At 69.2% G+C, this 13,023-nt stretch carries 18 protein-coding genes; 14 read left to right on the top strand and 4 right to left on the bottom strand.

The window, feature by feature from the left end; translation table 11 throughout:
- Positions 1-37: 37 nt before the first annotated feature.
- The 3 genes from AC07DC_RS02965 to AC07DC_RS02955 form a co-directional block, all read right to left on the bottom strand.
- Positions 38-406, bottom strand: a complete 369-nt coding sequence (locus AC07DC_RS02965; protein WP_138356847.1) for a SchA/CurD-like domain-containing protein — start codon at positions 404-406, stop codon at positions 38-40.
- A gap of 173 nt (positions 407-579) precedes the next feature.
- Positions 580-1,113, bottom strand: coding sequence for a hypothetical protein (locus AC07DC_RS02960; protein ID WP_478911236.1), 534 nt, complete (start codon positions 1,111-1,113; stop codon positions 580-582).
- On the bottom strand, positions 1,110-1,571 hold the full coding sequence (locus AC07DC_RS02955; protein ID WP_187145135.1) for an anthrone oxygenase family protein: 462 nt from the start codon (positions 1,569-1,571) through the stop codon (positions 1,110-1,112). Before AC07DC_RS02955 ends, AC07DC_RS02960 begins: the two co-directional genes overlap by 4 nt.
- A gap of 248 nt (positions 1,572-1,819) precedes the next feature.
- Here AC07DC_RS02955 and AC07DC_RS02950 point away from each other — a divergent pair, with 248 nt between their 5' ends.
- The 13 genes from AC07DC_RS02950 (at position 1,820) to AC07DC_RS02890 (ending at position 9,999) form a co-directional block, all read left to right on the top strand.
- Positions 1,820-2,077 carry an acyl carrier protein gene (locus AC07DC_RS02950; protein WP_138356845.1) on the top strand — a complete coding sequence of 86 codons (258 nt, stop codon included), beginning with the start codon at positions 1,820-1,822 and terminating at the stop codon, positions 2,075-2,077.
- Positions 2,078-2,146: 69 nt separating this feature from the next.
- Positions 2,147-2,527 carry a SchA/CurD-like domain-containing protein gene (locus tag AC07DC_RS02945; protein WP_138356844.1) on the top strand — a complete coding sequence of 127 codons (381 nt, stop codon included), beginning with the start codon at positions 2,147-2,149 and terminating at the stop codon, positions 2,525-2,527.
- Positions 2,528-2,730: 203 nt separating this feature from the next.
- On the top strand, positions 2,731-3,066 hold the full coding sequence (locus tag AC07DC_RS02940; RefSeq protein ID WP_138356843.1) for a TcmI family type II polyketide cyclase: 336 nt from the start codon (positions 2,731-2,733) through the stop codon (positions 3,064-3,066).
- Positions 3,063-3,491, top strand: a complete 429-nt coding sequence (locus AC07DC_RS02935; RefSeq protein WP_138356842.1) for a cupin domain-containing protein — start codon at positions 3,063-3,065, stop codon at positions 3,489-3,491. The genes AC07DC_RS02940 and AC07DC_RS02935 overlap by 4 nt, the downstream gene beginning before the upstream one ends.
- Positions 3,488-4,765, top strand: a complete 1,278-nt coding sequence (locus tag AC07DC_RS02930; protein WP_478911233.1) for a beta-ketoacyl-[acyl-carrier-protein] synthase family protein — start codon at positions 3,488-3,490, stop codon at positions 4,763-4,765. Before AC07DC_RS02935 ends, AC07DC_RS02930 begins: the two co-directional genes overlap by 4 nt.
- A gap of 2 nt (positions 4,766-4,767) precedes the next feature.
- Positions 4,768-6,009 (top strand): ketosynthase chain-length factor, encoded by a 1,242-nt coding sequence (locus tag AC07DC_RS02925; protein WP_478911231.1) that lies wholly within the window; start codon positions 4,768-4,770, stop codon positions 6,007-6,009.
- Positions 6,010-6,050: 41 nt separating this feature from the next.
- On the top strand, positions 6,051-6,506 hold the full coding sequence (locus tag AC07DC_RS02920; protein WP_478911229.1) for an SRPBCC family protein: 456 nt from the start codon (positions 6,051-6,053) through the stop codon (positions 6,504-6,506).
- A 26-nt stretch (positions 6,507-6,532) separates the two neighbouring features.
- Entirely contained in the window at positions 6,533-6,994 is a 462-nt protein-coding gene (locus AC07DC_RS02915; RefSeq protein ID WP_478911228.1) for an anthrone oxygenase family protein, read from the top strand.
- 10 nt (positions 6,995-7,004) lie between these two features.
- Positions 7,005-7,757, top strand: a complete 753-nt coding sequence (locus tag AC07DC_RS02910; RefSeq protein WP_138356837.1) for an SDR family NAD(P)-dependent oxidoreductase — start codon at positions 7,005-7,007, stop codon at positions 7,755-7,757.
- Positions 7,757-8,080, top strand: coding sequence for an antibiotic biosynthesis monooxygenase family protein (locus tag AC07DC_RS02905; RefSeq protein WP_138356836.1), 324 nt, complete (start codon positions 7,757-7,759; stop codon positions 8,078-8,080). Before AC07DC_RS02910 ends, AC07DC_RS02905 begins: the two co-directional genes overlap by 1 nt.
- Positions 8,070-8,390, top strand: a complete 321-nt coding sequence (locus AC07DC_RS02900; RefSeq protein WP_478911225.1) for an antibiotic biosynthesis monooxygenase family protein — start codon at positions 8,070-8,072, stop codon at positions 8,388-8,390. Before AC07DC_RS02905 ends, AC07DC_RS02900 begins: the two co-directional genes overlap by 11 nt.
- Positions 8,391-8,401: 11 nt before the next feature.
- Positions 8,402-9,139, top strand: a complete 738-nt coding sequence (locus AC07DC_RS02895) for an SDR family NAD(P)-dependent oxidoreductase (protein WP_138356834.1) — start codon at positions 8,402-8,404, stop codon at positions 9,137-9,139.
- A 2-nt stretch (positions 9,140-9,141) separates the two neighbouring features.
- Positions 9,142-9,999, top strand: coding sequence for an LLM class flavin-dependent oxidoreductase (locus AC07DC_RS02890; RefSeq protein WP_478911223.1), 858 nt, complete (start codon positions 9,142-9,144; stop codon positions 9,997-9,999).
- Positions 10,000-10,179: 180 nt separating this feature from the next.
- On the opposite strand, the gene AC07DC_RS02885 is transcribed toward AC07DC_RS02890, so the two are convergent.
- On the bottom strand, positions 10,180-11,787 hold the full coding sequence (locus tag AC07DC_RS02885; protein ID WP_478911221.1) for an FAD-dependent monooxygenase: 1,608 nt from the start codon (positions 11,785-11,787) through the stop codon (positions 10,180-10,182).
- 211 nt (positions 11,788-11,998) lie between these two features.
- Here AC07DC_RS02885 and AC07DC_RS02880 point away from each other — a divergent pair, with 211 nt between their 5' ends.
- Positions 11,999-13,018, top strand: coding sequence for a methyltransferase (locus AC07DC_RS02880; protein ID WP_478911219.1), 1,020 nt, complete (start codon positions 11,999-12,001; stop codon positions 13,016-13,018).
- Positions 13,019-13,023: the final 5 nt, after the last annotated feature.

Raw genomic sequence — 13,023 nt, 5'->3', positions numbered from 1 at the left:
TGACCGGCACAGTGACAGGGCGGAGCCGGTGCGTGGATCAGGATTCGCGGGCCGAGATCTGGGTCAGGCAGGTGAGCAGACTCCGGTTGAAGGTGGCGATGAAACCCTCCGGCGTACCGGTGTCGCGGGGCCGGGAGAGATACGGGGCGAGCTTGCGCTCCACCTCCTGGACGCCGGGCTGGGAGGCCATGAAGCGGGCCACGTCCTGGAGGTCGCCTTCGTACTCGATGACCCGGACCATCGTGGCGTCCCTGATGAAGACAGCGGTGGCGAGGATCCGGGTCGTCTCCGCGCCGTCGGCGCCCTCGACGACGGGGGAGCCCACCCGACGGAATCCGCCGAAGATCTCCCCGATCTCCTTCTCATAACCGGCCTTGATGTCGTAGGTGATGGCGGCGAACGGCATGGGCGGCCTCCGAAGGCGGCAAGGGGGTCGGCGGACCTGCTCGGTCCCGCCGATGCGGGCCGGGAACGGCCCCGGCACCTATCGTCACCCTCGCGCTCTCGCGGCACTGGAGCGCTGCTCGGCCCCCGCACGAGACGTTCGCGCGAGGGCCGGGCCGGCATGGGTGATCGCGGCTATGTGCCGACCGCGTCCTGCGCCCCGGGATGCGCGGGGGCGGGCGGCCGGGGGGCGGACAGCCGTACGTCGATGAGACTGAGCCCGTACCGTTCGACCGCGTCCCGCAGATCCGCGGTGGTCGGCGGGCGGTCCGGGTGGATCGTGAGGTCGAGCCGGCGCTGCGCGGCGGGACCGTAGAGGCGGATCAGCCGGAGGTAGCCGTTCGCGATCCGGACCGGGTCCGTCACCAGATCCAGGCGGGCGGTCCGGCGGTCCCCCTGCCAGGTGATCTCGGCGTCCCCGCCGCCCGCGAAGTTGTGCCGCCAGTTGCCCGAAGTAGTCAGCACCAGATCCTCGTCGAGGGTGTGCGCGCCCACCGGGATGGTGAACGCCCGCCCCGTGCGCCGGCCGGTGAAGTGCAGCAGCAGCAACCGCTGCGCCATGGGTCCCGGAGCAGGCGCGGAGAGCGCGGCGATCACGGCCGCGTTGTCCGGCAGGCCCTCTTCGCCAGGCCGTCCCAGTTCGATCAGGGGCCGCGCGGTGGGGCTCATCGGAGCACTGCCACGGCCGAGGCGGTCAGGATCAGGGCCACGATCGCGAACGCGGTACGCAACGCATGCCAGTTGCGCCACTGCTGACGCGGGTCCTGCCAGTCGGGGCTGAGGTTGTTCTCGTCCTGGCTCTTCACCCGGTTGTTGATCGGCACGTTCCGGGTCTGGGAGACAACGGCGACACCCACCATGAAAGCGCCCGCGACGGCGAACAGCGGCCGGCTCGCGGTGGACTCGGTCCGGAAGGCCGCGAAGACGTCGACGACCACGGAGGTCATGACGAGGTACGGCATGATGTGGTCGTAGCGGCGGCCGAGAAGCCTGTGCGTCGTGATGTACCGGTCCGCAGGCATCGCGATCAACGCGGGCATGACACTGATCGCCACGGCGAACAGCACTCCGGCGACGATACCGGTGCCCAGGATCACGGCGACGCTCAGCACTTGCAGCAACACCATGCTCATCCCTCTCTCGACTGTGGGTCCACGGTCAGTTCGCGGCAACGTCGCAGGGATCTCTCGGCGGGTACTGGAAGACCGGTCGAATCCGGAACGCGGCCGCGGGCCGGGCTCTGCAGCACCACGGCGCCGGGGGACCGCTCGCGACCGCCCCGGCCCACTCCGGCTCAAGTCCTTCTGGAGGAAGGGTGGTCACGCTGCCGTCCGGGTCCTTCAGCGGGCTCACGACAGTGAGGAGAGGAAACCGGATGAGTGATTTCACTCTGCAGGAGCTGACCGCGAAGCTGCGCGAGTGCGCGGGCGAGCCCGACGGTGTCGACCTCGACGGAGACGTCCAGGACACCCCCTTCATGGAACTCGGATACGACTCGCTCGCGCTGCTCCAGGTGACCGGTGTCATCAAGCGGGAGCGCAGGATCGACCTTTCGGACGACGCCGTGGTCGAGGCGGAAACACCGCGCATCCTGCTGAAGATGATCAATACCAGCCTGGCGCAACCCAGCTGACCAGCACAGCACGGCCGTCCCGCCGGGCGACCGGTCGCTGTCGAGATCGAAGTCTGTGGGAGGAATCGGATGCCGTACGGAGCGATCATGTACCGGGTGAAGCCCGGTCACGAGGATGAGATCGCCAAGATCTTCGAGAATTTCAACCGGGTGGACACCGCGGACCTGCGGTCCGACGACGGTCAGCAGACCGGTCGCATTCTCGGGACCGGACTCTTCATCAAGGACGATGTGATGGTCCGGGTCATCCACTACGAGGGTGATCTGGCTGCCGTGGGCAAGCACATGGCCACCCAACCGGGCGTGCATGCGGCCGAGGCCCGGTTGGCTCCCTATCTGCAGGAGGAGCGGGACACATCGTCCCCGCGGGCGTTCGGCGAGTACTTCCGGAATGCCTCCATGCGCAGTCTCCTCCAACTCGACGTGGAAACGCTGGAGACCAAGGCGTGACCGCACCCTGACGGGGTCGTCTCCCGGAGCTCCGTGCGATCGGGCCGATCGCACGGAGCTCCGGCGCGTCCCCGGCCGGCCGCCCGGCCCACCGGCTCCGACGCGCTCCGATGCGCGATGCAGTCCGATTCGAGCAGGTCTTTAGAGCCAGCTGTGACGGTTCCGGCTGATGGTTCGAGGAACTCGTATGAAGGAGGTCGACGGTGCACCGGACATTAATCGTGGCGAAGATGCAGCCGGGTAAGGCAGACGACATCGCGAAGATCTTCGCTGAGTCGGATGCGTCGGATCTGCCGCACATGATCGGCGTGTCGCGACGGACCCTCTTCGCTTTCCACGATCTGTACTTTCACCTGGTCGAGGCGGACGAGGACATCACCGACGGCCTCTACCGGGCGCGCAGCCACCCGCTCTACGACGACATCAACCGCAAGCTCGCGGAGTGCGTGTCACCGTACGACCCGAACTGGAAAGAGCCCAAGGACGCCATGGCCGTGCCCTTCTACGTGTGGACTCCGGAGCAGGGGAGGATCCAATGACCACGCAGCAGCCTGTGCGCATCTCGGCGAACGAGGTCGCGTCCAACCGCAAGCGCGGTGGCGACATCCGGGTAACGCTCAGTCCGGTGACTGCGGGCTCGACCTCGGGCTTCGGCGGAGTGATGTACCTGGACCCGTCCGAGTTCGTGACCGAGCACTACCACCCGTACTCCGAGGAGTTCATCCACGTCATCGCCGGAGAACTGGAGATGACGCTCGACGGTGAACCGCTCAAACTCGGCCCGGGGGACTCCCTGCTGGTGCCGATCGGTGTACGCCACCGGCTGGTCAACATCGGTGAGGTCCAGGCGCACTGTGCCTTCCACCTCTCCCCGTTGGCACCCCGGCCCGACCTCGGCCATGTGGACACCGAGAAGCCGACCAACCCCCAGGCGCCCAACCCGAACGTGGGCGGGGCCCCGTGAGCCGTCGCGCGGTGGTCACCGGGATCGGTGTCCTGGCACCAGGAAGCCTGGGCCGAGAGGGCTTCTGGGATCAGCTCTCCGCCGGCCGCACCGCCACCCGGCGCATCACCCTCTTCGATCCCGCGCCGTTCCGCTCCCAGGTGGCCGCGGAAGTCGACTTCGATCCGGCCGCCGCCGGTCTGACTCCCCAGCAGATCCGCCGGATGGACCGTGCCGCGCAGTTCGCCGTGGTGTGCGCACGCGAGGCGCTCGCGGACAGCGGAGCCGAACTCGCCGCGCTCCCGCCGGAGCGGATCGCGGTTTCCATCGGCAGCGCGGTCGGCTGCACCATGGGCCTGGAGGAGGAGTACGTCACCCTCAGCGACGGCGGCAAGAACTGGCTCGTCGACAGCAGTTACGGGGTACCGCACCTCTACGGCTACATGGTGCCCAGCACCCTGGCGGTGGAGGTCGCGCACGCGGTGGGAGCCGAGGGCCCCGTGTCCCTGGTCTCCACCGGCTGCACCTCGGGTCTGGACTCCATCGGACATGGAGTGCAGCTGATCGAGGAGGGTTCCGCCGACGTCGTACTGGCGGGCGCCACCGATGCCCCGCTCTCCCCGATCACCGCCGCCTGCTTCGACGCGATCAAGGCGACCACGCCGAACAACGCCGACCCGGAACACGCCTCGCGGCCGTTCGACCGGGACCGCGACGGCTTCGTCCTGGCCGAGGGCTCGGCCGTCCTCATCCTGGAGGAGAAGTCGGCCGCGGAGGCTCGCGGCGCCCGCATCTACGGGGAGTTCGTCGGGTTCGCCGGACGCAGCAACGCCTTCCACATGACCGGTCTCAAGGCCGAGGGCCGCGAAATGGCGGAGGCCATACGGGCCGCCCTCGACCAGGCGAAACTCGACCCGACCGCCGTCGGCTACATCAACGCCCACGGCTCGGGCACCAAACAGAACGACCGGCACGAGACCGCCGCGTTCAAGCGGAGCCTGGGCGACCACGCCTACCACGTGCCGGTCAGCTCCATCAAGTCCATGGTCGGCCACTCGCTGGGAGCGATCGGTTCCATCGAGGTCGCGGCCTGCGCGCTGGCCCTGGACCGCCAGGTGGTCCCGCCCACCGCCAACCTGAAGAACCCCGACGCCGAGTGCGACCTGGACTATGTGCCGGTCACCGCCCGGGACCACGCCATGGATGTGGTGCTCAGCGTGGGCAGCGGATTCGGCGGCTTCCAGAGCGCGATGGTGCTGGCCAGGCCCGGCGCCGTCCCGTATGAGAGGAGCTGACGGTGAGCAGCGCGACGAACGGATCGTCGGCCGCCCCCGTGATCACCGGTCTGGGAGTCACCGCGCCGACGGGTCTGACGGCGGACGAGCACTGGGCGGCGGTCCTGGCCGGGAAGCCGGCCATCGGCCGGATCAGCCGTTTCGACCCGTCCAGCTATCCGGTCCAACTCGCCGGAGAGGTGGCGGACTTCGACACCAAGGCCAGGGTGCCCAGCCGGCTGATCCACCAGACGGACCGCTGGACCCACCTGGGTCTGTCCGCCGCCGCCGAGGCGCTGGAGGATGCCAAGGTGGTGCCGGCCGAACTGCCCGAGTTCGAGATGGCCGTGGTCACCGCGGCCTCCTCCGGCGGCACCGAGTTCGGCCAGCACGAGATGGAGAACCTGTACCAGCACGACCCGTCCTGGGTCGGTGCCTACCAGTCGATCGCCTGGTTCTACGCGGCGTCCACCGGTCAGATCTCCATCCGGCACGGCATGCGCGGACCCTGCGGTGTGCTCTGCTGCGAGCAGGCCGGCGGGCTGGACGCCATCGGGCAGAGCCGTCGGCTGCTGCGCGGCAGCTCCCGGCTGGTCGTGACCGGCGGAACGGACGCCTCGCTGTGCCCGTACGGTCTGACCGCCCAGTTGAGCACCGGAAACCTGTCCACCGTCAGCGACCCGGGACGGGCCTACCTGCCGTTCGACACCGCGGCCAGCGGCTATGTGCCCGGTGAGGGTGGCGCGATGCTGATCCTGGAACGGGCCGCGGACGCGGAGGCTCGCGGCGCCGGCGGCTATGCCCGGGTGCTCGGTTACGCGGCGGGCTTCGACCCGGCGCCCGGATCCGAGCGCCCGCCGGCGCTGCGCCGCACTCTGGAGGCGGCTCTCGCGGACGCCGGAGTGACACCCGCCGGGGTCGATGTGGTCTTCGCTGACGCGTCGGGTGTTCCCGCACAGGACGCGGCGGAAGCCGCAGCGATCCGGGCTGTCTTCGGGCCCGGCAGCGTGCCGGTCACGGCTCCCAAGACGCTGACCGGACGGCTCTACGGCGGTGGTGCGGCCCTTGACGTGGCAACCGCCGCGCTGGCCCTGCGCGACCAGGTGATCCCGCACACCGTCGGACCCGAGTCACCGGTTCCCGGGTACGGCCTGGATCTGGTGCTCGGCGAACCACGGGCCGCCGCACTGCGCACCGTACTGGTCCTGGCCCGGGGACACGGCGGTTTCAACGCGGCCTTGGTACTGGGACGTCCGGCTTCCTGACAGCGGAGCGGGACGAAGGCGAGAGACAAGGGAGAGTGGCGATGGCCGGGCACACCGACAACGAGATAGTGATCAACGCACCGATCGACGAGGTCTGGGAGACCACCAACGACGTGGTCAACTGGCCGGATCTGTTCAGCGAGTACGCCAAGGCCGAGATCCTGGAACAGGACGGGCAGACCGTGACGTTCCGGCTGACCATGCACCCGGACGACGAAGGCCGGGTGTGGAGCTGGGTGTCGGAGCGCACCCCCGACCCGGTGACCCGCACGGTGCGCGCGCGCCGGGTGGAGACCGGGCCGTTCGAGTTCATGAACATCTACTGGGAGTACACCGAGACGCCCGAAGGCGTACGGATGCGCTGGGTGCAGGACTTCCACATGAAGCCGCAGGCACCCGCGGACGATGCCGGCATGACCGAACACCTGAATCGGAACACCGCCATCCAGATGAAGCTCATCAAGGACAAGGTCGAGGCCGCTTCCCTCCGGAAGTAGCCGCGGACGTACCCCGGAGGTCACCGGTGCCCGCTCTCCTCATCCCTCTCGTGCTGCTGATGAACGGGCTCGCGGCCGGATGCATGCTCGGTACGCTGCTCGGCGGCTGGCCACTGCTCGCAGGCCTGCCCGACGACGGCTACGTCCGGACCCACGCGTTCTTCTCCGGCCGCTACGACCCGTACATGCCCATCTGCACGCTGGGCACCCTGCTGGGCGACAGCGTTCTCGCCGCCGGTGTGGATGACGGCTGGGCCAGGGCCTGCTTCACCGCCGCGGCACTGCTCGCGCTCTGCACCGTGGTCATCTCCTTCGCCAAGAACGTCCCCGTCAACCGGTGGATCCGCACCGTGGACCCGGACAACCTGCCCACCGGCTTCGACGCCACGGAGCGCCGCAGCCAGTGGGGCCTGTGGAACAAGCGGCGCAGCGTGATCACCATGCTCGCCCTGCTGTCCAACTGCGCGGCGCTGGCCACGCTTCTTTGAGGAGGAACAGATGGATCTCGAACTGCAAGGAAAGAAGGCGCTGGTCACCGGCGGCACCCGTGGTGTCGGACGCGGCATAGTGCTCGCACTGGCCCGCGCCGGCGTCGATGTCATCACCTGCTACCTGCAGGAAGGGGAGCGGGTCGCCACCCTGGAGCGGGAGCTCAAGGAGATCGGCGGCGACCACCACGTGCTGCGCGCCGACCTGAGCGACCCCGCGCAGGTCGCGAGCCTGCTGGAGCAGGCCGGCAGCCTGTACGGCCACCTCGACCTGGTGGTGAACAACGCGGGCACCATCAGCCACATCCCCTACGCGAAGCTCCCGTTCGAGGAGTGGCAGCGCATCGTCGCAACCAACCTCACCGCCACCCACCTGGTGACGCAGAACGCCCTGCCGTTACTGGGCGAGGGTTCCTCCGTCGTGAGCATCGGATCCAAGGGCGCGGAGGCGGGGATCCCGCTGCGGGCGCACTACACGGCGACGAAGTCGGCACTGGTCGGGCTCACCCGCTCGCTCGCCAAGGAGCTGGGCTCCCAGGGCATCCGGATCAACGTGGTCGCCCTCGGCGTCATCGAGACCGAGGCGCTCTACGACCTGCCGCAGGAGCAGCAGGACCTGATGGTCCAGCGCTACAGCAGCAAGACCGCGCTCGGCCGGCTCGGCCGGACCGACGAGGTCGCCGGCGCCATCCTGTGGCTCGCCAGTGACCTGTCCCGCTACGTCACCGGTGCCACCATCTCGGTCGACGGGGGAATCTCCTGATGGCCGGCGGAGCCTTCCGGGTGATGCTGGAGATGACGATCAAGCCCGGTCTATCGGCGGAGTTCGAGCAGGAGTGGCGCAGCGGTACCGACGCGGTCACCGGCCACCCCGCGAACATCGGCCAGTGGCTGGCTCGCAGCACCGCCGACGAGGACACCTACTACATCGTCAGCGACTGGGTCGACGAGACGGGCTTCCGGGCGTTCGAGGACGGCAAGGCGCACGTCGCCCATCGCGAGCGACTGCACGCCTACCGCGCCTCGGCGACCTTCGACACCATGCGGGTGGTCGAGCACATCCAGGGAGCCGCCCATGCCGCCTGAGTCGGGCGAGGTCCTGGTGATGATCCATCACCAGGCCCGGGACGAGGCCGAGCTGGCCGCGGTACGCGAGGCGTACCACGTGGTCAGCCGGCGGCTCGCCGACGTACCGGGAATGCTCGCCAATGAGTTGCTGCAGTCTGCCCTCGACCCCTCGGCCCTGACCGTGGTGAGCCGGTGGGCGGATCTCGCGGCCTTCCAGTCATGGGAAGAGGGCGCCGGGCACCGCGCGGACACCGCTCCGCTGCGGCCGTACCGCGACACACGACTCTCCGCTCCGTTCGGTATCTACCGGGTCGACGCGGCGTACTGAAGGAGGAGCAGATGGAGCAGGGACTGGCCGGCAAACGCGTACTGATCACCGGCGGTACGCGCGGCATCGGAAGGGCGGCGGCACTGGCCTTCGCGCGCGCCGGCGCTCGCGTCGTGGTGGTGTCGCGCAGCGCGGGGGAGGACGGCGAGTCACTCGCCCGCGAGTTGAAGGAGACCGGTGACGGACATCTGCTGCTGCGCGCGGACGTGACCGACGCCGCCGACGTCCGTACGGTGGCCGCACAGGTGAGGGAGGCCGTCGGGGGGCTCGACGTTCTCGTGAACAATGTCGGGGTGGACGGCCAGGTCTGGTTCGCGGAGCTGCCCGAGTCCGAATGGCACCGGGTTTTCGACCACAACGTCACCTCGGCCTACCTGATGACCCAGGCCGCGCTCGACCTGCTCGTCGACGGTGCCTCGGTGGTGAACATCGGATCCTCGGTGGCGCTGCGCGGCCGGGTCCGCGGGGTGCACTACACCGCCTCCAAAGCCGCGCTGATCGGGCTCACCCGCGCGCTGTGCAAGGAACTCGGACCTCGTTCGATCCGCGTGAACACCATCGCGCCGGGTCTCACCGAGACCGAACCGGGCGCCGGTCTGCCGCCGGAGGCCGTGGAGCGGATCGTCGGGATGACCGCGCTCGGCCGGATCTGCACCCCGCAGGACGTGGCGGGCGCCGTGCTCTTCCTGGCCGGCGACACCTCCCGCTACATCTCGGGCGCCACGCTCAATGTCGACGGCGGGGTCTGACCGTGGACATCGGACTCGGGCTGCCCACCACCGTTCCCGACAAGTCCGGGCCCGGACTGGCCGCCTGGGCGCGTGCGGCCGAGGACTCAGGTTTCACCACTCTGGGCGTGCTGGACCGGTTGGTGTACGACAACTTCGAACCGTTGATGTCGCTGGCGGTGGCGGCTGCGGTCACCACCCGCATCAAGCTGGCCAGCACCATTCTCATAGCCGGCTATCGCGGTGGGGCGGCGCTGCTCGCCAAGCAGACGGCGACCCTCGACGCGGTCTCCGGGGGGCGGTTCACGCTCGGTGTCGCCGCCGGCGGCCGTGACGACGACTACAAGGCCACCGGCGCCGACTACGCCGGCCGGGGAGCGCGGCTGGACGAACTCCTCGGTGAACTCCGCGACATCTGGAGCGGGGAGGGTCCGGGGCCCGGCATCGGTCCGCTCCCCGCCGGGCAGGGCGGTATCCCGCTGCTGGTTGGAGGCCATTCCCGGACCGCGATGAGGCGTTCGGCGAGATTCGGCACCGGCTGGATCGCGGGCGGCAGCTCGGCCACGGCCTACGGGGAACTGGTCCGCCAGGCACAGCACGAATGGACGCTGGCCGGGCGCACCGAACGGCCCAGGATGGTCTCGCTGGTGTACGCGTGCCTCGGCCCGGACGCCGGATCGACGGCGGGCCGCTATCTGCGCGACTACTACTCGTTCATCGGCGTGAAGGCCGAACGGGCCGCCAGCGGCGTGCTCGTGGACGCGGTGCAGATCCGTGACGCGGCCCAGGCGTACGCGGAGGCCGGTTGTGACGAGCTGATCCTGCTGCCGTGCACCGCGGACCCCCAGCAGGTGAGTCTGCTCGCCAAGGCGGCCCTGTAGCCCCTTTCAGGGTCTTCGCACACCAGCTTCCGGCCCGGACTCAGTACCACGAGTCCGGGCCGGAAGCTTGTGTGCGTGTTGGCCCGCGTGAGCCGTGGGCCGCGGGGCGATGGAGTGCCGGAGGCGCCCGTCACGTCAGGTGTGACGGGCGCCTCCGGCGGCTGTGGGGCAGAGCTGTGGTTACCCGAGGCCGGCGGCCCGGGAGAGGACCTCGGTCAGCACCTGCTGCGGGTCCGCCACCGGCCCCTGCGAGCGCCATGCGACGAACGCGTCCGGGCGGACCAGCACCGCGCCACCCGTGCCCACGCCGTACACCGAACCCCAGTCGCGCTCCTCGCCCGGTGTCAACTCGGCCCCAGGGCCCACCAGATGGGCCCTGAGTGGCACACCGAGCTCCGCGGCGGCCTTCACCGCGGACTCGGCCCACGCGGCGCCGGAGGCGTCCGTGAGGAGCACGTAGGAGTCCCAGAACAGATCGATGGTGGAGAGCTTCGCACCGTTCCGCTCCACCCACAGGTGCGGCGCCCTGGTGCCGGGCTCGCCCTTCAGTTCCAGGTGCGGGGTGAGCACCGGACCGGTCTGGTCGTGGGTGATGGCCTCCGACTTGTACCGGTACCCGAGGGTGATGATGATGTCGTCCACCATCGTCGCCCGGTCCTCGTCGGTGGCGTAGCCGTGCCGGATGCGGTTGCGCACCATGGCCTGCTCGGCCATGGCGGAGCCGACCGCGTGCCGCTCCTCGTGGTAGCTGTCCAGCAGTACGTCCCCGGCCCAGCCCTTGATGACGGCGGCCAGTTTCCACGACAGGTTGTGCGCGTCGTGGATGCCGGTGTTGGCCCCGAACCCGCCGGCCGGCGGGTGCAGATGGGCGGCGTCCCCGGCCAGGAAGATACGACCGGTCCTGAACCGCTCGGCGACCAGTTGGGCGCCCTGCCAGGGAACCTTGGCGACGATCTCCACCTCCATGTCGGGCCGGCCGGAACCGGTCCTGACGATGTCGATGCAGCGCTCGTCGGTGAAGTCCTCGGGCTTCTCGCCCTTGTCCGGGAAGTAGATCGGGGCGGCCAGGAAGGGGTCGCAGCCGTGCAGCCGGGACAGGCCCATCAGAGTCCCGTTGACATTGGCGTAGCACAGGATGAACGGGCGGTGCTTGATCAGTGATTCCAGCTCCGGAGCCTTGAAGTAGATGCTCAGAGCGTCGAACACCGTTCCCCGGCCGCTGCGTTCCACGCCCAGTTCGGTCCGCACATGGCTGTTGGCGCCGTCCGCGCCGACCAGGTAGCCGGCCCTGATGGTGTAGCGCCGGCCGGTCTCCAGTTCCTCGGCGACGGCCGTCACGCCCTCGTCGTCCTGGGTGAACTCGATCAGCTTGGTCCCGAACCTGATGTCGGCACCGAACTCCCGGGCCTTGTCGACCAGGACCCGCTCGTAGCGGTCCTGGCCGCAGCCCATCACGCGTTCGGGGCTGACGGTGGGTCCGTCCAGTGAGGGCGACTCGAGGACGACGGCGTTGTCGATGTCGGCGAAGGTGTCGACCTGGATGATCCCGCCCTCGAAGAAGGGGTGCGAGTCTCCCATCTCCAGGGCCCGGATGTCCTTGCCGATTCCGGCGGCACGGAACAACTCCAGGGTGCGCGACTGCAGGCCGGGGGCCCGCGGCAGCGTGGAGGTCGCCGTGCGCTTTTCCAGCAGAAGAGTACTGATCCCGTGGCGCCCGCTGAACAGGGCGGTGGACAGCCCGACCGGTCCGGCACCGACGATCAGTACAGGGATGTTCACGTCATACATGCGTATCCCCTCAGGAACACTGCCATGCGGACTGTCCGCGGCACAGGTAAGGGGTACTGACCGGTGCTCAAGGATGCCTGGCCTCCCGGTCGGGTCCGTTGGCCCGCCTGCGGTTCGAGGCGTGTTCGAGGTCAGCTCCACGGCCGGCTGCGAGCGTCACGACGATGACACCGGCGCCTGGTGGCCAGGCGTCCAGGAAGGAGTCCGCCCGATGACGACCACCCCCCCGGACGTCAGTACGGCCGCCGGGATCCTCCGGCTCGGCAACGCGTTCTGCGATGCCAAGGCCCTGCTGACCGCCGTGGAACTCGATCTGTTCACGCAACTGCAGGAGGCCCCGTCCGGCGGGGCGACCGCCGAGGAGATCAAGGGGCTGCTGTCACTGCACGGCCGGGGCCTCAGCGACTTTCTTGATCTGCTGGTGGCCCTGAAGGTGCTGCAGCGCACCGACGGCGTCTACCGCAACGCGCCGGGTGCGGCCAAGCACCTGGTCCGCACCGGGGACGCCTATGTGGGTGGCTTCCTGCTGCGGTCCAGCCGCAACCTCTACCCGGCCTGGGGCCGGCTGGAGGAGGCGCTGCGCACCGGCAAGCAGCAGTCGGGCAGCCACTACGACGAAGTCACGCAGAACCCCGCGATCCTGCGCCAGTTCATCGGCAGCATGGATGCCTTCACCAACGTCCTCGGTGCCCAGCTGATCGAGGCGTTCGACTGGTCCGGATTCACGTCCGTACTGGACGTCGGTGGCGCCCGCGGCAATCTGTGCTCCCAGATCGTCCAGGCCCAGCCGCATCTGGCCGGGCATGTCTTCGATCTTCCGGAGATGGCGCCCTTCGCGAAGGAACTCGCCGAGGAACTCGGCATTCCCGGCAAGGTGGAATTCCACGGCGGCAGCTTCTTCAGCGACCCGCTGCCGCAGGCCGAGATCGTGGTCATGGGCCATGTCCTGCACGACTGGGACCCCAGCCAGCGCAGCTACCTCATCCACAAGGCGTACGACGCTGTGCTGCCCGGTGGAACGCTGCTCGTCTACGACCGGATGCTCGACGACGAGCCGGAGCACGCCGAGAACCTGGTGATCAGCCTCGACATGCTGCTGGTCACCGACGGCGGTTCCGAGTACCCGGCCGCGGAGATCGTCGGATACGCGGAGCACGCCGGCTTCGCCGGCACCGAGGTCAAGCTGCTCGGCGACTACGACACCCTCGTCGTCGCCCGTAAGGCCGCCTGAGCACC

The sequence above is a fragment of the Streptomyces sp. NPDC045021 genome (assembly GCF_056432645.1).
Note: the sequence above shows the minus strand (reverse complement) of the source record. Positions and strands in the feature narration are given on the sequence as shown.